We start from the raw sequence: 22,385 nt of genomic DNA on the forward strand, positions 1-22,385 counted from the left end.
ATTATCCGTTAATTAAGTTTTTCTCCTTATCCTTACTAAAATAAGCCATACCCAAAGCCACAAAAAACATCACCGAAAATGCCAGTAAGGCATTACCAAAGCCACCAAAAAAAGTTACCAGTGCCCCTACAAAGAATACGGCAGTAGCAGTAAAGAATCGGCCTACATTAAAGCAAAACCCTGTTGCAGTTGCCCTGACAATCGTCGGGAACAATTCGGGTATATAGCTTGACAAAGACCCCTGACTAATGCCAAAACATAATGTCAGCAACGCAGTTTCGGCATAAATAACCGGGCTGAAAGTTTTATTTGTTAAGAATAATACACAACAAGCGCATATCACCCCTATAAAAGTCAACATAAGCGTTTTTCGGTTACCAATGGCACGAATCAAAAAACCGGATAAAACTCCTCCCACAATACCTCCAATACCTAACAACATCATCGTATTACCTCTTTCAGTATTCCCACTTTGTCCGGCGGGGAGTAAAGTCTGTATCCAGGTTGGCAACCATGAAAATATACCCCACAAGCCTATCAGCACAGAACCGAAGAGTATAGAACCTTTAAGCAGATTAGGGCGGTATTCTTCGCTGAATAAATCGTTTAAGGGTGATTTTTCTACTTTTTTAAGGTTATTCCATTTAGGAGATTCAGGCAATAATAATCCTATCAGTATGGCTACGGCAATAGGTATCAAACCTATCCAGAAAGCCTGACGCCAGTCTGAAAAAAGTTTGCTTAATCCACCAGATGCTACAATACCTACCGGAAAAGCTACTGCCAGAATACCTACAAAAATGGGGCGGGTTTTCTCAACCCAGATTTCAGAAATATAAACCGTTGTTACCAGTAAAACCCCTCCTACTCCCATGCCAGAGAAAAAACGATAAGCCATTAATACATACCAGTCAGGCACAAAAACAGTCAGTAAAGTGGCTACGCCATATAAGCCTGTTACCAGTACCAATACCTTTTTACGACCGATTTTGTCGCTTATTATCCCAAACAAAATGCCGCCAATCATCCATCCATATAATGATACGGCACTGATATAAGCCCCTACTTCCCCCAGCCTCGCTTCCGAAACCTGCTCATTCAGTAATTCAGGAACAGCTACCGGCAGATAAACTGACATTAAAGTGGAAACCGTTCCTCCGAAAGCATAACTGATGAGGCAAAGAATAAAAGCCAGTACTCTAATATTGGCAGACAGTACTTCTTGCTTTTGAGGGTTTTCTACTGTTAAGGTCATAGTTCAGGTTAATTAAAGGTTTATCAGGTTTTTGATACCACTGTCTGGTGTCTGGCTTTACTATAATATTTAGAGCGATAATATTCAAAAAGAATCAGGGGTAATACATAATCGCCCATACGCTCGATTGTCTCAAAAATATCTTTGCCCGTTCCTACAATCGGAAAAAGCAATTCAAATCCTAATTTATATAAGCAAATCACTATCAATAATCCTGGAATACGTGGTTTCAATAATACCAGAAAGCCCAACACAATTTCAACTACCCCAAAAATCTGAAGATTTGTACCTGTCATGGGTAATCCGATTCCGGTCATATTTTTTATTAAAATCGGATGATTCATAAATACCGCTAATCCTCCATGCCCTGCCAACAAACTGAATAAACTCAGGCGCGACACCCACTCTATAGTATAAGCCTGTTGAAATGATACTGATGTCAGTGGTTTCAGTCTGGAGAACCATTGTGCGCCTACAGCAGGAAAACCATAAAGTAAAAAGAACAAAATCGGTACTCCGAAATTACCTGCCCGCTCAAAGAACTCAGACATACCCATACTTGCAGACGGACGCAACATGGCAGTAAAAACTGTCCAGAAAGCGGCCCATAGTAATAAGCCTCTGTTTGGATAAATAAATACAATAATGCCAATCAGCATATCCATTGCACCAATCAATGGCATAAAGCTGTAAGCCATCGACTCATTAATAAAGAACACTTTAAAAAATGGTAGCCATCCTTTTTTGGTAACTACCCCCCAGAAACCGTGTCCTACAAAACAACCCAAAACGCCAAAACGCAACCAGAAGAAAAGTTTCTCTTCAAAAGTATGTTTTGGAGAAAAAGGATTGATTAATAGTGAATTACTTGTACTCATATGCTGTAATGATGTAGTGTTTCTTATAAACTCTAACTCATCCTTTCTATTGCTGAGTTTCCTACACAAAAATCTGAATGTTTTTACTTTATTAAAAATTTAAAGTCCAATTATTACTATTTCTTAATTTTATTAACTACTCACTTTCAGGCTTTTAGTAGAATACGGGCATTAATTAGTTACAGCATAATTAATGCCCGTTTTTATTCATTATCGCAACAATTCATCAAAGTTCAGACTCAGATAGTATAAACCACCAACAGCCGGAGAGCCATAAGCCTGTACAATGTATTGATTAGTCAGATTTGATGCACCTAACTTAATAATAGATTTAATAGCCGGAACTTTGTAGCTCACTTGCGCATCTAATAAACTATAAGCATTGATTCTGCCCGGGAAATTAGAAGTAAATGTACCGTACCAGTCAAAAGCACTTTGCCAGTGCCATGTTACGTTAAAGCCAAAATTATTTGCCAGTTTAGGGTTGCCAAACGATACATTGGTTTTCCATTTTGGGGTATTAAACGCAGGAATATTGCTTGGATTAGCATTTAACAGATTAAAGCTGGTCCATGTTACGTTGGTATTCAGGCGATAGCTTTTAGGCATCAAATAAGATAAGCCTGCACTTACGCCTTGAATAGACACCTTATCAGCCGCATTAGTATATAACTGGAATGCCTGTGTTTTACCACTTAGAATATCACCTGCTGCTGCCGGATTCACTGAACCGTCTGGTAAAAGAACCGGGCTATCAGGGCGAATAACTACAGTATTGATGATAAAATCTTTATACTGGCTGTAGTAGTAGTTGATATCAAACAATACTTTCTGGCTGAAAACGCCTTTGTAACCAATCTCAAAGCTTTGCACTTTTTCAGGTTGGATATAAGGTACATTCGATTTTACCAGTTTGTCTTTGTGATTAGCAACAACTGTCGGGAACGGAACGCCTTGTGCCAACTGCGCACCTGCAGCACCGCCAAACGCCCCTACTGAAGCCACTGTGAAAGAGTTTTCGTATGCCCCCATACCCACAGAGTTTACAGGCGCACCACCTAAAATAATAATTGGACCAACATTCAGTTTAATGTATTGGTCACCGATTACAGGGTTACGAAAACCTGTCTGGTAAGAAGCTCTGATATGATGATTATCGTTAGGAGAGAATACTGCCGAGGCTCTTGGCGTGAAACGGCCATCAAAGTTTTCGTTTTTATCATAACGACCCGACAGTGTAATTTTCAGTTTATTATTTGCCAAAGATTTTGAAGCCTGCAGAAACGCTCCGTATTCATCGTTTGTCAGATTCTTGTCCTTATCATCAAATAGTGTTCCTTGTGTATCCAGATAATATCTTCTATAGTTAGCACCAATCTGTAAATTCAATACATTATTCAGGTGTTTACTGAAATCATACATACCTTCGATATGTTTCAAACCACAACGGCTGAAAATACCTGCCCCACTTAAGCCTTGTGTTTTAATCAATTGCTCTTTGGCGGCATCAAATGCAGCCGTACCGGGTAGTATTCTTCCCTGGTCAGCAAATGCACGGGCTGCTGTATGACTTTGTCCGGTTATGCCGTTAACAGTACCATTATATGCGGCAGTATAACGTTGAAACCAGGTAGCATCTGCCTGACCCGGAGCAACAGTATTTCCATCTAACCCTTTTACCCACATGCGGTTAATCAACTGACCTAACGAACGGCTGTTGTAAGAGTCTTGTGAGTCTTCTTGGTTAGAGTAAGCTCTCAGATAGAAATTGTTTCCCTTTAATTCCAGACGATGTTGCATCATGTGGAAATTATTAATCACAAATCGGCTGCTACCTGTATATTGCGCAATGCCCTCGCTATAATTAGCCTGATAGTTTGCCTCTAAATTATCAGTAATACGATAATATAACGAACCGTTCAGTTTAAGGCTATATACGCCATATTGTGCCAGGTCTTTTTCTTCATAACCTGTTCTTGATACACGACCAATGCCTGCAATGGTTTGTGCTACCTCATCACCATAGATATTCAAGGCATTCTTACCCGGGTTGTTCGGGCCACGATTGGCCACTGCAGTATTAGGGTCTATGTCGGTATAGTCATTGGCATACCAGTCTGTTCCCTTCAGGTAAGACACATTTGCTTTGAAAGCAAAACGGTTATTAAATGCTTTGGCGTAACGTAGACCTAAATCATATACAGGCTTTGCACCAAGACCAGTCCCATCGTTCAGGTGATTTAAACCAAATTTAGCCTGCGCACTTAAACCCTGATAATCGAATGGATTTTTGCTACGAATCTGTAACAGACCGTTGAAAGCAATAGGGCCATATAGCGCAGATGCCGCTCCCGGAATTAATTCTACGCTTTCTACATCAATATCATGCGGGCCAAAAAGGTTACCCATTGTAAAACCTAAACCTGCCGATTGGTTATCAACACCATCAACCAATTGTAAAAAACGGCTATTCCCGGTTGTATTAAACCCACGGGTATTAATCTGTTTGTAGGTAAGACTACTGGTTACCATGTCTAACCCTTTCATATTTACCAAAGCATCGTAGAAATTAGCAGAACCACTTTGTTGGATAGTTTTTGCATCCATTTTCTCAATACTTACCGGAGAACGGAGAATACTTTCTTCAATTCTTGAAGCAGAAACTACCACCTGGTTCAGGTCTTCTGTTCCTGCTTTCAAAGACACATTTAATAATGAGGTCTCATTATTGACAACTACTTCCTGGCGTTCGTAACCCACCATAGATACGATTAAGGTAGACGGAAGTGTAGTGCTTAATTCAAAGTTACCCTCCCCATTGGTAACAGTACCTGCTACTTTTCCTTTAATTGCAACAGAAACACCTATTAATGGTTTTTGTGTTTCAGTATCGGAGACTTTGCCCTTAATTGTAATTTTTTGGGCAAAAGCACCTGCTGAAATGAATAATAATAAGATTATATAAGTAGAAATATTTTTCATGCAAACTATTCAGGTTAAAAATAGGATTAGATTAGTTTTAATCCCCATCTTAACTTTTCTTCAGGTGGTCGTAGCCTTGTGGTAAACGGGTGTATCCATGATTGACTATTCTTTCACCTAAATACTGATAAAATGAGGGGTCGGCCGGCGTAACACTTGCCAGACCATCAACATAGCGGTTGTATAAACAGAAAAGGGCTGCAATCAACACAGTATCATGAATCTCCATATCGGTTGCACCTTGTGCTTTGGCGTTGGCTATCGCTTCAGGCGTAACACTTTTCCCGCTTTTTTGTACCATTTTAGCAATTGTCAGTAAAGTTTTCATCTTCTCACTCACAGGTGCATTGTCTAAATCATGCTTTACCATTTCGCAGGTTTCTGTTTCTCCTAATAATAAGTCAGCAGCAGCTGTGTGGGCAGAAGTGCAGAATATGCACTCATTGTTGTGTGATACGATGGTGGCTATCAACTCTCTTTCACCTTGTGTCAAAGAGCTTTCACCTCTCAGCAAAATTTGTGTTAGGTCTCGGATAGGCGTTGCTGTGTCCTGACTAAACTCTAATAGACCCGTAATACCGGGTAAATGGTCAGGAAGTGATATATGAGGCATAATTTTTAGACAATAGGAATCCTGTATCGGCTATTTTCAGCCAATGCAGTGATAATGAAAATAAAAACCAGGGAAAAGCTAACAGATGTAATCTGTGATCTTAGCGAACAAGTATATTAAGTTTTGATTTTAACCAAAAAACCGCAAAATTTTAAATGTAAAATGTAAAAGTTAAGATTAAAAATTGAAACGATTTGCCACTGCGATGTTATCGCTACGGCGCACCGTTTGGCAAAAAACCACTTTTACATTTTTCAGTTTTTCTGTTTTACATTTTTCGGTTCACTTTTTTGAGAACTTAACGCCTTAATCTCAGCGAGGGCGGTTATAACCTAAAAAGGCCATTTTCTCACCCATTTCACGATAAGCCTCGTTTTCTTTCGGAGCCCACGTGCCTAAGCCATCGACATAGCGATTAAACATACAGAATGCTGCTGCAATCAATACCGTATCATGAATTTCTTCATCGGTAGCACCTTCGTTACGGGTTGCCTCCACATCAGTCGCTAATACATATTTACCGCCTTTTTGTACTTTGGCGGCTATGTTTAGCAAGGCTCTTAGCTTAGGTGAAATGCCTGTCTGAGCAAAATTCTGTTTGATATCATCTATTATTGATAAATCGCAAGCTAAATGTGCCGCTGCCGCTGCTCCATGAGAAGTATGGCAGAAATGGCAATCATTCAGGTGCGAAACATAAGAAGCAATCAATTCCCGCTCGCCACTTGTCAGCGTAGATGAGCCACGCAACAAGGTTTCGGCTAAATTCAGTAACGGTGCGGCTGTACGGGGATTATTGGTGAGTAGCCCCGAGATACCCGGCAGCTCCTCATTCAACAATTTGATATACGCCATAATCAGAAACGGAACGCATACGTTGCTGTAATCAGATAATCAGCAAACGCGGCGTCGCCATGTTTCTTGCCTGCTGGGTCTTGCATATCACTCCACGATTTTATACGGTTACGAACCACAGCATAAGGCACAGCAAACGTAAATGAGTGATGGTGAGTATTCAGAATCAAACTTGGCTCCACTGAAACAATATAACCCGGACGGCGACTACCCTCACTATTACCTATTCTGTCAATAGCAGGTAAGCCTTCTACTCTACCACCTAATGCAAATGAAATTCCGCTTTTTGGGGCAATCAGGTAGCTAAAGCCCGCACGCCCTGCAAACTGGTCGGGTACCGAAAAATTGGTGGCAGGATTAACCGTTTTGGGACTGAACATATAAAACCCATTGTAATACACAGAAGCATTTTTGAATAAGGTCTGGTATCCTTGTAATTCAATGCTATATCCCCAACCACTATCACCCAATTGCATAGATTGGTCAAGGGCTTTGCGTTGAATATATTCAACTTTGTTTTTGTCTAATTTATGGAAATTTCCTTGCACGTTAGCATCACCTGTCGGAGCTTTGATACCTACACCTATAGCTATATTTCCTTTCAGATGGGTAGCAGGGTTTAATAACCAGTAAGTAGTTGACAAACGCATATCACCCACCCCTTTTGAATAGGTAAAGAAACGTTTTTGTTCAGGATTTGCTTCGATTGAATTTCCATAATGCTCATATAAAGAAGAGCGGGCATTATCAATAAACGGGATATTCAAAGCAAAACTTAATCGTGGATTTACTGCATAGCTTAATCCAAAGTCGAAAGCATGTGAGGTATTGATTACCTGTGTATTGTTTTCGATACGTTCTTTTTGCTCTTCTGTTCCTACAAAATGGCGGAATGAATATAAATAGCGGTAAGAGGCTGTAAACTGAAACTGACCGCCTTTCATCATTGAAGTTGTACTGTTGGGGTTACCAGTCGCTGAAGCCATGTGGCGAACAGCAATACACCCCTGAGAATATACGTTCAGAGAACCCAATAGCATAGCTACTGAGAAAAAATATATTATTTTTTTCATTGAAATACGTTTGAAAGAAATTGTAAATAAGAATTAAATCAGGTCTACAGACCTGAGCCATCTGCTTTGCCACGGGCAACGGCATATTGACCTATTTTTTTGCCGTGATCTAAGCCAACCTGACAATCAAAACGAAAATGGATTAATCCATACACTCTTGAATTAGATGCTTCCAGAGCCATAGCAGTCAGTTTTTCAGCTTCACCCGGGAAAATAGAACCCAATACATGGGCAGCCGCTCCTGAGAAAGTCGAATGTCCTGAAGTATAAGACTGGAAATTAGGCAAACCTACTGAGGTCTTCAGACCAAACTGCTGCGGACGAGGATAATAATAGTAGTTTTTAACATCCCAACAGGCAATGGCGGCATCCATTTCTGCGGTACCAAGTAGTGCCAAAGTACGTGCTGTGGCTAATTCGCTGAATTTATTCTGGAAACACAAATTCGCTGCTGCTCTGTGCCAGTGTCCGGGAGGAGTATAACTTCCTGCGCCGTCAGACCAATAATTGGCAATACGGGCTTGTTCACGTGTCTGGCTTTTATCTATCTTTTTCAATTCATCAAGTGCCTTGTTAAACTCATCACTATCCAATGCCGGAGGTGGACCTGGGCGCATAGCAATCATGGCAGTTTTGTCAAAATTCCAGGTTTGTACTGTTCCGTAATTTGGCAACATGGGCGGACGAGCCGGAAGTTCCTGGCTCAACCACTCTGATTTCAGCCCCATTGCTTTTGCATTAGCAATGGCTGCTGCATTCACAGTCTGATTATTAGCCGCACCCATACCATCAGTTCTTGCTCTGCCCATTACTTTGGCCGCAACTGCTTTTCCTAAAGCATCACCTGCCGAAATATCAGAATCTACATTCATACCACCCCAGATACGTGCATTTTTTGCTTCTGCTAATTTAGCATCTAATAAAGGCACTTCACCCGGAAACATAGCTACCAAGATGGTATAAGAAGCAGCCGCTACAACGGCATCTTCAGATGGATAAGAAGGCAAATCAGAAACAGGTAATAGCGCAGAAACTGACGCATCATTTTTAGCCGGAGCCTTGCGGTTATATTTATATTTATAATTCCAGGCAGCTACTAAGGCATCATATTGTGCTACGCTCAGGTAGGCCAAGGCACGAGATACATACGGCGGATTGGCAAATGGAAACTTAGGGTCGGCCAGAGGTTTCGTGGCATCAGGTACCGGATATTTGCCTTCTGCATTTGAAGCAGGGGGAATATTGTAACGTGCAGACAACTCACGGGCGATTTCGTTCCAGCGATAGACTGCTCCGGCTCCCCAGTAAGTAACTGCTTTTTTGTTCTCCGGTGTAATGGTTGAAATAGTAGTTTTTAGTTTCGCTATCTCTGCCTGATACTCTGCTGAACCTGCTGCTTTTGGCTCTGCCACAGGAATTTCGTCTGAATTAGCCAAAATATATGTTTTCCAGGTTCCCCCCTTTTCATCTAATCTGGTTGGAATATAAGCCTCTCTTAATGGCTCTTCTAATTCCTTGTTACAAGATGAAACAAAAACACTGAATGCAATAAGAATAATAAATGATAAAAATATTTTTTTCATATTACGGCCCCTTGTTCGGGTAAACTGAACTGCCGGGGAAGCATATTTTCTGTGATTAATCTTTTCTACAATTTTATTGTTTGGCAGTTTCTGCCGACTTTGTCTTAAAGTTTATCTGGTATAAGAAACCTGCCGATAAAGTAGTTGCCTGCCCCATATTCTCGCCATCGATTACTCTTCTGGCCATTATGGTAAAGCCAATGTTTTTAGGCTGGTATTTGCCATAAAAACCTACTCCCGTAGATTTCATATTATTTGTTGGGAAAGGCATGTCATTCCGACGAATATAATCACCACCAACACAGGTATTTTTATCAATGAAAAGCTCTGCCTGGATACCTTTTTTATAATAACCTGCACGTGCAGCCACATCAGTTGCATTGGGTATTCTTACTTCATTGGTATTATAAACACGGTCATCGGCCTGATAAGCGTCTCTGTCAACTTTTATATTGCTACGGAAGAAGTAACTTCCATGAGCAGTGATATAAAAGCCTGAGTTATGTCTGTAATGCGCTATTAAACGAGTAGTTAATGTTTTAGACCCGATTCCGATTGACATCGGTAAAAAGTCTTTCACATAATTAGTCAAAGGTACTGACCCTCCCAATACGCCGTGAAGTGATAATCCACTTTCGGTTTGCACCATGTTGTATTTTACAAATACTGATAGATCCTGAATTCCTTTTTGGCTCATCAGGTTTCCGGCGCTTGTTTTAGTCCATACATAAGGTACTCCGGCAAGAAGGTTCAATTTTTTGGTAATTCCATAGGCAATCATGGGCATTACACTCTGGGTGGTATGGGTACCAATATTGAAATTCTCTCGTTTCAGGTTATTTTCCCAATATTCCTTCCACTGGCTATTCGAATAAGTTGCTGCTATACAAAGAGAATTTTTGTTCATATAGATAGCATCATGAGGCATTTGGGCATTCGCATGAAGACACACACCGCCTACCAACACAAGTATTAACTTGTAGAGTAATTTCATTTTAAAAATAGAGAGTTATTGGTTAAAAACAGTCTTGTTAAACAGGACAATCACATGATTTCAAAACAGACATAGCAATAAACAGACTTAAAGCTATCTATTCATAAATGCTATGCGTATGGTTTGAAACCAGATACGGTTTTCCAAAAGAGTGTTGATTTTAGTGCGTAAATTCTTATCATCGACGACAAAGTGCATACCTTGCCCATCTATGACAAAAATTGTAGAAAAGAAAATCTGTTTTAAACCAAATCAGGCGGAGGAGAATGAACTAATTTTGTTGTAGCAGGAATAAACTCCTGATAGGTGTAGATTTTTAACGGGAGGTCCTCAATCCAGAAGTAGGCAATTGTACTACTATTGAACTGAGTATAATCTTTCGTAAGATTCTTAAAGAAATTAAGGGCTTTTTTACCCGGACTCGTCGGCTCGTCGCTTACATGTTTTTTTACTTGTTGCAATAAGCTGAACACGTTTTCACGGCTCGCATTTTCTTTCGTACAATAAGTGTAAAGGGTGTCGTTTGCAAATTTGCGTTGAGTAGTACGGAAAAAATCGCCTTTGAAGATAATCAAACCATCTGCTTCCTCTGATTCATCCCAACCGGCTAAGTAAGGAATGGCCATTGGCACTTTCATCACTAATTGCTCGCCATTTTCCTCATAGAATACATTAGTCTGTACCATACGTTGCTCCTGCCATTTATCCATTATCAAGACAAATGTAGAGCCGAGTATATTACAGATAAGTAATACCAGAAGCGATATGGAGGCAACTCTTTTCAGTAGTAGTTTTGGTTCATGCAACAAATTAATCAATTAAATTGAAATTTTCCAACAACTTTTTACATTTTATTGATTTTTGGTAAAGAAATGTTTTTCTTGATTGCCAGTGTACGAATGCCAAAAATGGATAAAACTGTCATTATATCTATTAATTCGGGAGAAATATTTAATTGCTGCAATGCAAAAAATAAACCCCCTCCTACAATACAAACAGTTGCATATAACTGGCCTGTTCGGAAAAGTGCCGGAATCTCATTCAGCATAATATCTCTTATTACTCCCCCGAAACAAGCCGTAATAGTACCTAAGATAATGCATGAGGGAATATTTAACTGAACCGAAATACCTTCCTGTATCCCTCTCAATGCAAAAAAGCCTAATCCGAGAGAATCGAAGAACGTAAGGGCTTTATCTAAATGTTCAATTTTACTTCTGAGGAGAACAGTAATACCTGCTGAACCAATGATTAACAGGATAATGGAAGAATCTAAAATCCACCTGACAGGTAAATGTCCTATCAGTACATCACGGATAGTTCCTCCGCCAACAGAGGTAACAAAGGCAATCACTAAAAGTCCGAAGATGTCTAAATCTTTACGCATAGCCGCTAATGTACCCGAAGCAGCAAAGGCAATTGTTCCGCCTATATTAATAAAGGTGAAAAATTCCATAGGTTTTCTTAATTTTGGAACAAAATTAGTCGGAAAAACGTCAGATTAACGTTTTCTTGTAAAATAGCTTCATGCGCATAGACCAGGACACAGTCCAGCAGATTATTCAGGCCGCCGATATAGTAGAAGTAGTGGGCGACTATGTTTCTCTCAAAAAACGGGGAGCAAACATGATAGCCTGTTGTCCTTTTCATAACGAAAAAACGCCTTCTTTCTCTGTTTCGCCCTCTAAAGGAATCTATAAATGTTTTGGTTGTGGCAAAGCCGGAGACTCAGTAAGATTTGTGATGGATATTGAGGGTATGGGCTATCCTGAGGCATTGAAACACTTAGCCAAAAAGTATGGAATCGAGGTTGCCGAAAAAGAAGTAACCAGCGAGGAGCAACAAACCCAGAATGAAAAAGAGAGTCTGTACATTGCTTTAGACTTTGCCAATAAATATTATCAGGAACAACTCTGGAAAACACCGGAAGGCGAAAGCATCGGACAGAGTTATTTTAAAGAACGGGGGTTTAATCATCAGACTATCCATAAGTTTGATTTGGGCTATAGCCCCGATGGGTGGGATACTTTTACCAAACATGCCTTAAAAAGTGGTTTCGCACTTGATATTTTAGAGAAAGCAGGTTTAACCATTATCAAAGAAGGCAAAGACCCTATTGACCGTTTCAGGGGTAGAGTGATTTTCCCGATTCATAATGTCGCCGGAAAAGCCATTGCTTTTGGAGCCAGAATCCTGAAAAAAGACCCTAATTCGCCTAAATATCTTAATTCACCAGAAACGGCGGTTTATCACAAGAGTTTTATTGTTTACGGTATTGCTCAGGCTAAAAACCCAATCCGTCAGGAAGAGAATTGTTATCTGGTAGAAGGTTATACTGACGTGGTTTCGCTCAACCAAGCGGGTATTGAAAATGTAGTGGCCTCTTCGGGGACTTCCCTCACCAAAGAACAGATTCAGCTAATCAGGCGATTTACCGATAATATTACCGTATTATATGATGGCGATGCCGCAGGTATCAAGGCTTCTTTACGGGGAATTGATATTATTTTAGAAGAAGGCCTGAATGTGAAAGCGGTGGTATTCCCTGATGGTGATGACCCCGATAGTTTTGTGCAAAAGGTAGGGAGTCAGGCATTTAAAGATTATGTAAAGAATACCCAGAAAGACTTTATTCGTTTTAAAACCGAAATTTCACTCAAAGATGTAGGCAATGACCCTATCAAACGAGCTGAACTAATAAAAGAACTGGTTGAAACCATTGCCAAAATACCTGACTCTATTAAACGCTCGGTATTTTACAAAGAGGTAGCTTCTTTATTAAGCATTGATGAACATATACTGATTACTGAGGGCAATAAAATCTTTCAGCGAAAGGCACAGGAATCAGAAAAAGACCGACAAAGGCAACAAAGAACTCAGCCCGTTTCAGACATTAATATCTCTGTTCAGGAACTCCCTCCTACCCAGTTTCAGGACTTAATTGAAGTTAATCAGGAAAAAGAACGGAGTATCTTATCCTATCACGAAGAAGAATGTGTAAGGCTATTGGTGTGCTATGGCAGCAATGTTTTAGAACGGAATGTTATAGACAATATAGATTTTACACTGACAGATTATATTTTCAATGAAATTAAAGATATGCAGTTTGCAACCCCATCGTATGGAAAAATATTGAATATCTGTCGGGAGTTTCATCAGAGAGGGCAAATACCTGAAACGCTCTATTTTACAAGTCATCAGGATAATGAAATACAGATACAAGCTATCAACTGGCTTTCATCGCCGTATGTATTAAGCGAAAGCTGGGAAAAATATGAAATTTATGTACCTGTAGAAGCTGATAAATTAGCTGATATGGCGTATTCTAATATATTAAGGCTAAAGAAGAGTCGGTTTGAAACTGAAATGGCCAAATTAGAAGTTGAATTGATAGAAGCAGAATCTTATGAAGTACAGGAACAGGTATTGATAAAAATGATGCAATTAAAAGAAGTAATTAAAAAAATAGCCAAACTGCTGGGTACAGTTGTGCAAGGATAAAACGAATCACACAATAAAAACATGATAAAAGACATAGATTTTTCACCCGAATTTGAATTTGCTACCTCCAGAAGTGGAGGGCCGGGTGGGCAGAATGTAAACAAAGTAGAAACCAAAGTAGAATTACGCTTCAATATACAAACCTCTGCATTATTGTCAGACACGCAGAAAGAAAGGCTACTTGAAAAGTTAAAGAATCAGTTAGTACAGGACACTATACTGGTGATTACAGCGCAGGAAAAACGGAGCCAGTTAAAGAACAAAGAATTATCGGTACAGAAATTTTATAAAACGCTGGAAAAGGCACTGCACGAGAAGAAAAAAAGATTGGCTACCAAACCAAGCGGTGAGGCAGTAGAGAAAAGATTAAAGTCTAAAAAAATAGAGTCAGATAAAAAAGCAAACAGAAATCAGAAGATTGAATATTAATTGACCGTAAAATAAAAAAACGGCATTGATGATTCGACAGGCAGGATTAAATAATTATTAAGTCCAATATCTTAGCACCAGAATCGTTTTCTTTGCAAAGATTATTTCCAACAACCGAATGAAAAAAATACTATACTTACTGATTCCACTTTCTCTCTATTCCTGCAATTGGTTTAAAGACCCTAATCCTGACCCACAGCCTGACGTACTTCCGGAATACGAAACTACCCCAACCATAGCCACGCTTCCGAACAATATAGCCAATGAAGCATCTGGTGTTTGTGATAGCCGGAGTATGCCGGGTAATGTATGGTTTCAGGAAGACGGAGATAATCCGAATAATATTTATCTGTTCTCTCATCAGGGACAATATAAAGGCTCAGTAAAAATGCCTTTCCCTAACCGTGACTGGGAAGATATTTCGATAGGCTCGGGGCCGGAGAATGGCAAAAACTACCTTTATCTGGCTGATATTGGAGATAATCTGGCTGTTTATGACAATAAGTATTATATCTACCGATTTATCGAACCACAAGCGTTAGGGCAATCAGTTACTGCGCATGACCGTATCTCATTTCAATACCCCGATGGTAGCCGGGATGCCGAATGTATTATGATTGACCCTGCTACCAAAGATATTTATATAGTTACCAAGCGAGAATTTAATGTACGTTTGTATCGGCTTAAATATCCGCAGTCGGTTTCTGAAATACAAACAGCCGAATTTTTGCAGAATATTCCTGTACAGATTATCACAAGTGGGGGAATTTCGCCTGATGGAAAAGAAATTGTGATTCGGAACTACGAAGTATTATACTACTGGTATCGCAAAGACGGAGAAACCATTCCGCAAACGCTTGCAAGAACCAGAGACAAGCTATTACCCTATGTAAGAGAGTCGCAAGGGGAAGGTTTTTGTTTCGACACAGACGGGAACGGCTATTTTACCAATAGTGAAACCCCCGATGGACAAACAACCCCTTCTTATTTATATCATTTTTCTAAAAAAAAGTAATAACATTTTACCACGGAGTTACACCAAGTATTGCACGGAGTAACTCGGAGTTAAAATCACTCTGTGCAACTGCTTGAGTTCAACTCCGAGTTACTCCGTGGTAAAAAAAACTACAAAATATACTGGCTTAAATCTTTATTCTTCACCAAATTAGATAATCGTTCGTTTACCAGTTCTTTGGTAATAATTATCTGGGCATTGGCTCCGATTACATCAGGCACGTTAAACATGATTTCATTCAATAGATGGCTCATTACCGTTTGCAAGCGTCTGGCACCTATGTTTTCTACTTCACTATTGGCATGAAAGGCAATACGGGCTATTTCTCTTAAGGCCTCATCATCAAAACTTAAACTTACGCCTTCTGCTTCAAGCATCGCTTCATATTGTTTGGTCAAAGCGTTTTTGGGGGCTTTCAGAATCTGATAAAAGTTTTCTTCTGTGAGGCTCTCTAACTCTACCCTGATAGGAAAACGTCCCTGCAACTCAGGAATCAGGTCTGACGGTTTGGCTACGTGAAAAGCTCCGGCAGCTATAAACAGAATATGATCGGTTTTTACTGAACCATGCTTGGTATTTACCGTGCTACCCTCTACAATTGGTAGTAAATCTCTTTGTACTCCTTCACGGCTTACATCAGGCCCACCTGATTTACCACTTGCTGAGGCAATTTTATCAATTTCATCAATAAAAATAATACCTAAATTTTCAGCTTTCCATACGGCTTCCTCCTTTACTTCGTCCATATCTATCAGTTTGGCCGCTTCCTCTTCCAGCAACAATTTACGGGCTTCAGCAATGGTTACTTTGCGTTTCTTCCCTTTTTTTGGCAACATCCCTCCTATCATTTCCTGAATGTTCATCATCGAAACATCATCAATGGGGCCGCCCATGACACCTATAGAAGGTGCCCCATTCCCCTGCACATCAATCTCCACCTTGCGGTGGTCTAATTCCCCGTTGCGCAGTTTTTCTCTGAAAGCCTCACGAGTTTTTTCGTTTAGCAGACTTTCGGTATAATCTTCTATCTCCTGCTTTTTGGTTTCTAAGGCAAAACCTACTTCTTTTTTATCTTTTACCGGTGGAATCAGAATATCAAGCAAAGTATCTTCAACAGATTCTAAAGCTTTGGCTTTTACTTCTTCTTTCTTGGCAGCTCTCACCATATTTACCGACTGCTCTACCAAATCTCTTACCATACTTTCGCAATCACGGCCCACATATCCTACTTCTGTAAATTTTGAAGCCTCTACTTTGGTAAAAGGTGCCTCTGCAATTTTTGCCAACCTACGGGCGATTTCTGTTTTACCTACCCCCGTAGTACCTATCATTAAAATGTTGTTCGGAATTATCTCTGATTGCATCTCTACATTGGCATTCATTCTGCGCCAACGGTTTCGTAGCGCAATGGCTACATTTCTTTTCGCCTCTTTCTGACCAATAATGTATTTGTCAAGTTCCTGTACGATTTGTTGCGGTGTAAGATTTTCTATGATTTTCGCCATGTAAGATAAAGCTATATTTAAGTGCTTATTATGTTATTATCAACAGTTAGGGCGCAAATTTAGTTTTCATTCGGTCTAAAACAAACAGCAGACCTTTTTTTATGATTAACGGCTGAAGAGATGTATAAAAAATTACTGAGATCCTTTTGACAGTATTAAGGCATTTTTCTAAATTGCTCTACACGCTAATCTAACCACGAATGAAACGCTTTATTTCTTATAATAAAACTTTCCAGATTTTGCTACTTATTATTATTGCAGGTTTTCTTATGCCTCAATCATTCAGGATGCCTGTAAAAGGGGCACCAAAAGCCAGTTACAACCAGCAATCTTATTGGTATTATCCCTGGGGTACATCTGGCACTCATAAAGGGGTAGATATATTTGCACCAAAAGGTGTGGCTGTTAATTCTGCTACCAAAGGTCTGGTTATTTATAATGGAACATTAGGCAAAGGAGGTAAAGTAGTGATGGTGTTAGGTCCTAAATGGCGTATACACTATTATGCGCATCTGGATACAGTTACGGCAAAAATATTTTCTTATGTAAACGGGCAGGATACCATAGGTACAATAGGCCATACAGGAAATGCCAAAGGTAAAGCACCACACTTGCATTATTCACTCATTACACTTTTTCCCTATGTCTGGCAGATTGATGGTTCTAAACAAGGTTGGAAAAAAATGTTTTATCTCAACCCCATTGTATTGCTCAATCAGGCGACATCATAAGACAGACGTACTTCCTGATAAAAGAATCAGATAAATAAGCATAAACTCAGTAGCCTTTCGTTAATACAAGCGAGTATAAGAAATACTTGTTTGTATTGTTTAAACCAATAGCTTATTATACGCAATACAATTATTTTTTCATGGAAATGTCATAAAATTTATCAAGAAAACAGATTTTTTTGTAAGTTTGAACTAAAAATCAAGCGTATTCAAAACGCTTAACAAAACGTAAAATCTCAGTCAGATTTTACATACTTTAATCTAATTTTCACTATTCAACTCTTCAATAATGCAAAACAAAAAGACAACGAACAGAAGGGATTTTATCAAAAGCGGCGCTGTTGCTGCGAGTGGATTCTTTATTGTACCTCGTCATGTATTAGGTAAAGGTTTTCTTGCACCAAGCGATAAACTGAATATTGCCGCCATTGGTGCCGGTGGTAAAGGTAGTTCAGACATTGCCAATGCCTATAATAATGGCGTAAATAATGTAGTAGCACTTTGCGATGTTGATATGGCTCGTTGCAAAGGCAGCCTTGACAAATTCCCTAACGCCAAGCGTTACAAAGATTTCAGAGTAATGCTTGATGAAATGAAAGGAGATATTGATGCCGTTACTATCTCTACTCCTGACCATCAACACGCCGTAGCAGCTATGGATGCGATGTCGAGAGGTAAACACGTATATGTGCAAAAACCTTTGACACACGATATTTACGAAGCTCGTAAGCTGACCGAAGCTGCCAGAAAGTACAAAGTAGTGTCTCAAATGGGTAACCAGGGTGCTTCTAACCCGACACAAAAAGTAATGATGGAGTGGTTGGACAAAGGCACTATCGGTACTGTAAGTGATGTACATATCTGGACTAACCGCCCTGTATGGCCACAAGGTAGCCCTGCCCCAACTGATAAGCCTGCTTTAATTGAGTCGATGACTCCGCAAGACTGGGATTTATGGGTAGGTACTGCCTCATGGGTTGATTATCACCCATTATATCACCCGTTCAAATGGCGTGGCTGGTGGAACTTCGGAACAGGTGCATTGGGTGACATGGGTTGTCACTTGATTGACCCTGCTTTCCGTGTGTTAGGCTTGGGTTATCCGACTGAAGTTGAATGTAGTGTTGGGCAGGTATTCCTGAAAGACTGGCAACCAGAATATAATCCGGAAGGTTGCCCTCCATCTTCAAGTGTACAAATTAAATTCCCTGCTACCAAACGCAACAACTCCCCTGTTACGATGTACTGGACAGACGGTGGTATTCGTCCGTTCCACCCTGAGTGGATTCCGGCTAACGAGCCATTGGCAGAAGCAGATAGCAGCAATGGTGTATTAATGATAGGTACTAAAGGCGTAATGACTTGCGGTACTTATGGTAATACGCCTAAGATTTATCTGAAAAACGGAGAGAAAATAGATATTATGCCAAAGGCTGACCCTAATGCAAAACCTCTACCGGAGCATGGCCATCAGGCATCTTGGGCTGAGGCTTGTAAAGCAGGTTTCAATAGCAAAGAGCACAAAGGGCTTTCATCCTCTTTCGATTACTCAGGCCCATTGACTGAAACAGTATTGATGGGTAACCTGGCTATCCGTAGCTATAATCTACGTAAATCGAACGGTAAAAACGGTTTCAACTACGATGGACGTAAAAAATTGATCTGGGATGGTACTAACATGAAGATTACCAACTTCGATGAGGCTAACCAATTCGTTTCACGTCAATACCGTGAAGGCTGGAAATTGGTGTAAATGAGAGCGAATGCAGTGCCGACTTGAGTCGGCACTATCAATAAAAAATACCATTGTTTCAGTAGCCACCCAATTCATTGGGTGAGCATCGCATATAAAGCAAAATCCTGCCTCGTGAGAAGCAGGATTTTTAGTTTCTCTCAAAGTTGAGCCATCAGGGCAAAATCTTTTATTTTAGTCAGATAAAGATAGTTTAATAATAAAGCATTGGTATTGTCAATTAAACGATGTGCTTCTACAAAAGGCAGAATATGTGTGGTTATTTTTTCAAATTCATAATCAGTACCCATTTCTTTTTCGTTGAGGTCTGCTATTTCCTGTGCACTCATATATAGCTCACAATAATACAAATAAACGGCCTCATCGCTTGTTCCCGTGCTTGGGAAAACCCTTTTCTGAGGCGTAACATTAATCAGTTGGTCAGCAGTAACAGATAAGCCGGTTTCTTCTTTTATTTCCTGCACGGCAATTTCTAAAGGCGTTTTACTACCGTCTACCATACCTGCGGGGTGTTCGTAAGTAAATGCCCCCTCTGCAATTCTTCTCTGTTTTACCAGCAAAAGGTATTTTTCGTGAGTATCTTTGTCAATCAAACAGGTTAGTACGCATACAACCTCTCCTTTCAGGAAACATATCGGAGGTATCTTATCACCTTCAGGAGTTTCGGCATCTAACATCAACAGAGAAAAAAGTATTTCTCCATTATAGCGGTATCGGGTATAGTGTTGGTCGATCTGATTGATTTTTAGTCCGTTTTCTACCAAATTCTTTTTCCAAATCTTAAATTTGTGAGCGTCTTCGAGTTTTTCGTGGGTCATAAACAGAATTTTTCTGCAAAAATAGTCAGTACATGAATCAAAACACAGGAAAATATATCATCTTCATTGGTGGCATCATTCTATTAATAGGCATCGTTATGTATTTTTTTGCCGACAAATTGCATTGGTTTGGTCGATTACCCGGCGACATACGCTACGAAAAAGGCAATACCCGCATTTATTTTCCCGTTGTTACGATGATATTGCTCAGCTTACTACTGAATCTCATTATTTATCTCGTAAAAAAGTTTTTGTAATTATTTTAATGCAACCAATTTTTATTGGGGTGCGTCTTTATGTATAAACCGATAGAAGGATTTAACGCTAAAATGAAGAAACTATACATATATGTGTTGTTGATAGGCTGTATTATGTCGGCATGCGATAGCGTAAAGGATCTTCAACCTGTCTTTAATCCGGGCGAAGCAGTACCAAAGACGGCTGTTAATGCCATTAAACAAGAATTTCCGGAAGCTACACAGATAAAGTTTTCTACACTTGAAAGAGATAAATTGTGGGAGTCGAACTTTCAGTATAAAGTAGACCGCATGTCGGCCATAGTCAACAATATCGGGAAAATTACTGAGACCTATAAGATAACTAATGGGATACAGTTGCCCGAGAATGCCAAAACTTATATCAGTACTAATTTTCCGGGGGCTGTCATAAAAAATGTGTGTCAGCAGTTAGCGCCAAATAATAGCACGGTTATCGGTTATAAAGTAATTATAACCCTGGCAGAAGGCAAAGACATAGCCGTAATATTTGATGCTACCGGAACCCTAATTATGATAGCCTCAAACGACAGACCCGGTCCAGGAGGTGGACCCGGGGGCATGGGTGGGCCACCTAAAATTTACTTTATTGAGCAAAAAGATTTGCCCGAAGCTATCAAGGCTTATCTATCAGAAAAACACAAAGACTATACTTTTGTTAAAGCTGCGGTGTCTATTCAGGGAGGCAACAAACTCTACTCGGTTGTGGTAACTAAAGACCTGAGCACATTTGAATATCTGTTTGACGAAAAAGGAAATGTATTAAGGTCGGGCACTTTGGGTCTTACTGTGCCATTCAACCGATTAGAATATAAACCCTTGTTGCTTAATGGTTTACCTCAGTTTATCAAAGATTTTCTGAATCACAGTTTTAGTGAGTGGACTTATGAAAATGGCATTACATTTTCGCAAAACGGGCAATTAGAAGGGTATTTTATTTTAGTAACATCTGGTAAAAAACAATTCTCCATACAGTCTGACACACAGGGAACTTATATAGGTGGCAGACAGGTATGCGGCCCCATAGGTGCATCAAGTGGGAAGTATGAAATAAAGACCATTCAGCCAAAAGATTTACCTGAGTTCGTTACTAATTTTTTAGCTAACCGTTATCGTGAGTTTACTTATATACAAACCTCGCTTATTACAGATAAAGACAGAAAAATCTATTGGGTAGCTATAGTGAAAGAGAATTTTGCCATCAGCCTCTCATTTGACGACAAAGGCAATGTGCTCAATGCTTTTGAGAACCTGTTGAAATTTGATAATGGCAAAATGATAAAAAAATACATGAAGGATACAGATATACCCGACCAGATAAAAGGGTATTTCAATACTTTCTATACGGGTTGGGGTTTTCAGGCAGGTATTATGCATTACGTTGACAATCAGTTATTTTCATATATCATAGTTATCAAAGTTGGCAGTGAATTTTATATTTTAAGCTTTGATGCGAATGGCAATTTTGTGGCTGCAAGAAAAGGATAACTCCTCTTTTGCGGCTCATATTGGGGGCAGATAATGCTAACCTATTTTAAACGTTATTACTAAGAACACTGCAATCCTTTTGAGAATGCCCAATGAAATTGAATTAGTACTTGGATGCCAAAGGAACGACCCCAGAGCACAAGCCGCCTTTTATAATCTTTATAAAGGTCGGTTATTGGGTATTTGTCGGCGTTATGCACGTACGGTCATGGAAGCCGAAGATATTTTTCAGGAGGCTTTTATTAAAGTTTTTAATAAAATTCAGGATTTACAAAAACCTGAATCGGTTGAATATTGGGTAAAATCACTTGTTATCCGAACGGCTATTGACCATTACCGGCAGAATACCAACGAAAGGCAGTTTGTAGATTACCATGTATTGGAAGATACCAGCAATGCAGATATCAGTGCCATATCTCAATTGGGGCATGAAGAAATTGTGGCAGTCATTAACGAACTTTCAGATGGATATAGAATGGTAGTAAATATGTACCTGATTGATGGCTACGAACACAATGAAATAGCTAAAATTTTAGGCATTTCAGAGGGAACTTCAAAGTCTCAGTTATCAAGGGCAAAAGTTCATTTAAGAAAAAAGCTCATTGAAATGGGCGTAACTGTTTAAAAATTAATAAGG

Annotated in this window: 20 protein-coding genes; 8 read left to right on the top strand and 12 right to left on the bottom strand. The window is 39.6% G+C overall.

The genetic code is table 11. The features are described from left to right. Position 1: 1 nt before the first annotated feature. From EWM59_RS11300 to EWM59_RS11345, 10 genes are all read right to left on the bottom strand, one after another. The gene (locus EWM59_RS11300) at positions 2 to 1,255 is read right to left on the bottom strand and encodes an MFS transporter (RefSeq protein WP_130021083.1); all 1,254 of its coding nucleotides are present in this window, start codon (positions 1,253 to 1,255) and stop codon (positions 2 to 4) included. Between the two features lie 23 nt (positions 1,256 to 1,278). After that, positions 1,279 to 2,133, bottom strand: coding sequence for a hypothetical protein (locus tag EWM59_RS11305; protein ID WP_130021084.1), 855 nt, complete (start codon positions 2,131 to 2,133; stop codon positions 1,279 to 1,281). A gap of 210 nt (positions 2,134 to 2,343) precedes the next feature. Then, a complete protein-coding gene (locus EWM59_RS11310) occupies positions 2,344 to 5,115 on the bottom strand; it encodes a TonB-dependent receptor (protein WP_130021085.1) in 2,772 nt (923 codons plus the stop codon). 49 nt (positions 5,116 to 5,164) lie between these two features. Beyond that, entirely contained in the window at positions 5,165 to 5,728 is a 564-nt protein-coding gene (locus EWM59_RS11315) for a carboxymuconolactone decarboxylase family protein (protein WP_130021086.1), read from the bottom strand. A gap of 312 nt (positions 5,729 to 6,040) precedes the next feature. After that, a complete protein-coding gene (locus EWM59_RS11320; RefSeq protein ID WP_130021087.1) occupies positions 6,041 to 6,583 on the bottom strand; it encodes a carboxymuconolactone decarboxylase family protein in 543 nt (180 codons plus the stop codon). A gap of 2 nt (positions 6,584 to 6,585) precedes the next feature. Beyond that, positions 6,586 to 7,656, bottom strand: a complete 1,071-nt coding sequence (locus EWM59_RS11325; RefSeq protein WP_130021088.1) for a hypothetical protein — start codon at positions 7,654 to 7,656, stop codon at positions 6,586 to 6,588. A gap of 44 nt (positions 7,657 to 7,700) precedes the next feature. Beyond that, positions 7,701 to 9,239, bottom strand: coding sequence for a vanadium-dependent haloperoxidase (locus EWM59_RS11330; protein WP_130021089.1), 1,539 nt, complete (start codon positions 9,237 to 9,239; stop codon positions 7,701 to 7,703). A gap of 73 nt (positions 9,240 to 9,312) precedes the next feature. After that, positions 9,313 to 10,233: a hypothetical protein gene (locus EWM59_RS11335; RefSeq protein WP_130021090.1), complete on the bottom strand. Its 921-nt coding sequence runs from the start codon at positions 10,231 to 10,233 to the stop codon at positions 9,313 to 9,315. Positions 10,234 to 10,475: 242 nt separating this feature from the next. Then, positions 10,476 to 10,943: a hypothetical protein gene (locus EWM59_RS11340; RefSeq protein ID WP_130021091.1), complete on the bottom strand. Its 468-nt coding sequence runs from the start codon at positions 10,941 to 10,943 to the stop codon at positions 10,476 to 10,478. A 134-nt stretch (positions 10,944 to 11,077) separates the two neighbouring features. Beyond that, positions 11,078 to 11,689, bottom strand: a complete 612-nt coding sequence (locus tag EWM59_RS11345) for a trimeric intracellular cation channel family protein (RefSeq protein ID WP_130021092.1) — start codon at positions 11,687 to 11,689, stop codon at positions 11,078 to 11,080. Positions 11,690 to 11,760: 71 nt separating this feature from the next. Between EWM59_RS11345 and dnaG the strand changes: the two genes are divergently transcribed. From dnaG to EWM59_RS11360, 3 genes are all read left to right on the top strand, one after another. Further along, entirely contained in the window at positions 11,761 to 13,734 is a 1,974-nt protein-coding gene (gene dnaG / locus EWM59_RS11350; protein WP_130021093.1) for a DNA primase, read from the top strand. Between the two features lie 21 nt (positions 13,735 to 13,755). Beyond that, a complete protein-coding gene (gene arfB / locus EWM59_RS11355) occupies positions 13,756 to 14,163 on the top strand; it encodes an alternative ribosome rescue aminoacyl-tRNA hydrolase ArfB (RefSeq protein WP_130021094.1) in 408 nt (135 codons plus the stop codon). 118 nt (positions 14,164 to 14,281) lie between these two features. After that, positions 14,282 to 15,178, top strand: a complete 897-nt coding sequence (locus EWM59_RS11360; protein WP_130021095.1) for a PE-PGRS family protein — start codon at positions 14,282 to 14,284, stop codon at positions 15,176 to 15,178. Between the two features lie 110 nt (positions 15,179 to 15,288). Here the strand turns inward: EWM59_RS11360 and hslU are convergent, their stop codons facing one another. After that, positions 15,289 to 16,683 carry an ATP-dependent protease ATPase subunit HslU gene (hslU, locus tag EWM59_RS11365; protein ID WP_130021096.1) on the bottom strand — a complete coding sequence of 465 codons (1,395 nt, stop codon included), beginning with the start codon at positions 16,681 to 16,683 and terminating at the stop codon, positions 15,289 to 15,291. A 200-nt stretch (positions 16,684 to 16,883) separates the two neighbouring features. Here hslU and EWM59_RS11370 point away from each other — a divergent pair, with 200 nt between their 5' ends. Beyond that, the gene (locus tag EWM59_RS11370; RefSeq protein WP_229239339.1) at positions 16,884 to 17,414 is read left to right on the top strand and encodes a M23 family metallopeptidase; all 531 of its coding nucleotides are present in this window, start codon (positions 16,884 to 16,886) and stop codon (positions 17,412 to 17,414) included. 289 nt (positions 17,415 to 17,703) lie between these two features. Then, a complete protein-coding gene (locus EWM59_RS11375) occupies positions 17,704 to 19,167 on the top strand; it encodes a Gfo/Idh/MocA family protein (protein ID WP_130021097.1) in 1,464 nt (487 codons plus the stop codon). Positions 19,168 to 19,307: 140 nt separating this feature from the next. Here EWM59_RS11375 and EWM59_RS11380 read toward each other — a convergent pair whose 3' ends face one another. Beyond that, positions 19,308 to 19,985, bottom strand: coding sequence for an NUDIX hydrolase (locus tag EWM59_RS11380; protein ID WP_130021098.1), 678 nt, complete (start codon positions 19,983 to 19,985; stop codon positions 19,308 to 19,310). Positions 19,986 to 20,017: 32 nt separating this feature from the next. Between EWM59_RS11380 and EWM59_RS11385 the strand changes: the two genes are divergently transcribed. The 3 genes from EWM59_RS11385 to EWM59_RS11395 all read left to right on the top strand — a co-directional run bounded on the left by EWM59_RS11385 (position 20,018) and on the right by EWM59_RS11395 (position 22,373). Then, on the top strand, positions 20,018 to 20,242 hold the full coding sequence (locus EWM59_RS11385; protein WP_130021099.1) for a DUF2905 domain-containing protein: 225 nt from the start codon (positions 20,018 to 20,020) through the stop codon (positions 20,240 to 20,242). A gap of 72 nt (positions 20,243 to 20,314) precedes the next feature. Beyond that, positions 20,315 to 21,748 carry a PepSY-like domain-containing protein gene (locus EWM59_RS11390; RefSeq protein WP_165372156.1) on the top strand — a complete coding sequence of 478 codons (1,434 nt, stop codon included), beginning with the start codon at positions 20,315 to 20,317 and terminating at the stop codon, positions 21,746 to 21,748. Between the two features lie 85 nt (positions 21,749 to 21,833). Next, positions 21,834 to 22,373, top strand: a complete 540-nt coding sequence (locus EWM59_RS11395) for an RNA polymerase sigma factor (protein WP_130021101.1) — start codon at positions 21,834 to 21,836, stop codon at positions 22,371 to 22,373. Positions 22,374 to 22,385: the final 12 nt, after the last annotated feature.

It is taken from the genome of Emticicia agri, assembly GCF_004168285.1.
Lineage (GTDB): Bacteria > Bacteroidota > Bacteroidia > Cytophagales > Spirosomataceae > Emticicia > Emticicia agri.

Excerpts from the sequence above, each read along its gene's own strand:
- arfB (WP_130021094.1), top strand. The coding sequence starts at position 13,756 with ATGATAAAAGACATAGATTTTTCACCCGAATTTGAATTTGCTACCTCC.
- EWM59_RS11335 (WP_130021090.1), bottom strand. The coding sequence starts at position 10,233 with ATGAAATTACTCTACAAGTTAATACTTGTGTTGGTAGGCGGTGTGTGT.
- EWM59_RS11395 (WP_130021101.1), top strand. The coding sequence starts at position 21,834 with ATGCCCAATGAAATTGAATTAGTACTTGGATGCCAAAGGAACGACCCC.
- EWM59_RS11310 (WP_130021085.1), bottom strand. The coding sequence starts at position 5,115 with ATGAAAAATATTTCTACTTATATAATCTTATTATTATTCATTTCAGCA.
- EWM59_RS11305 (WP_130021084.1), bottom strand. The coding sequence starts at position 2,133 with ATGAGTACAAGTAATTCACTATTAATCAATCCTTTTTCTCCAAAACAT.
- EWM59_RS11325 (WP_130021088.1), bottom strand. The coding sequence starts at position 7,656 with ATGAAAAAAATAATATATTTTTTCTCAGTAGCTATGCTATTGGGTTCT.
- EWM59_RS11370 (WP_229239339.1), top strand. The coding sequence starts at position 16,884 with ATGAAACGCTTTATTTCTTATAATAAAACTTTCCAGATTTTGCTACTT.
- dnaG (WP_130021093.1), top strand. The coding sequence starts at position 11,761 with ATGCGCATAGACCAGGACACAGTCCAGCAGATTATTCAGGCCGCCGAT.
- EWM59_RS11390 (WP_165372156.1), top strand. The coding sequence starts at position 20,315 with ATGAAGAAACTATACATATATGTGTTGTTGATAGGCTGTATTATGTCG.
- hslU (WP_130021096.1), bottom strand. The coding sequence starts at position 16,683 with ATGGCGAAAATCATAGAAAATCTTACACCGCAACAAATCGTACAGGAA.
- EWM59_RS11360 (WP_130021095.1), top strand. The coding sequence starts at position 14,282 with ATGAAAAAAATACTATACTTACTGATTCCACTTTCTCTCTATTCCTGC.
- EWM59_RS11340 (WP_130021091.1), bottom strand. The coding sequence starts at position 10,943 with ATGGATAAATGGCAGGAGCAACGTATGGTACAGACTAATGTATTCTAT.
- EWM59_RS11315 (WP_130021086.1), bottom strand. The coding sequence starts at position 5,728 with ATGCCTCATATATCACTTCCTGACCATTTACCCGGTATTACGGGTCTA.
- EWM59_RS11330 (WP_130021089.1), bottom strand. The coding sequence starts at position 9,239 with ATGAAAAAAATATTTTTATCATTTATTATTCTTATTGCATTCAGTGTT.
- EWM59_RS11380 (WP_130021098.1), bottom strand. The coding sequence starts at position 19,985 with ATGACCCACGAAAAACTCGAAGACGCTCACAAATTTAAGATTTGGAAA.
- EWM59_RS11320 (WP_130021087.1), bottom strand. The coding sequence starts at position 6,583 with ATGGCGTATATCAAATTGTTGAATGAGGAGCTGCCGGGTATCTCGGGG.
- EWM59_RS11375 (WP_130021097.1), top strand. The coding sequence starts at position 17,704 with ATGCAAAACAAAAAGACAACGAACAGAAGGGATTTTATCAAAAGCGGC.
- EWM59_RS11300 (WP_130021083.1), bottom strand. The coding sequence starts at position 1,255 with ATGACCTTAACAGTAGAAAACCCTCAAAAGCAAGAAGTACTGTCTGCC.
- EWM59_RS11345 (WP_130021092.1), bottom strand. The coding sequence starts at position 11,689 with ATGGAATTTTTCACCTTTATTAATATAGGCGGAACAATTGCCTTTGCT.
- EWM59_RS11385 (WP_130021099.1), top strand. The coding sequence starts at position 20,018 with ATGAATCAAAACACAGGAAAATATATCATCTTCATTGGTGGCATCATT.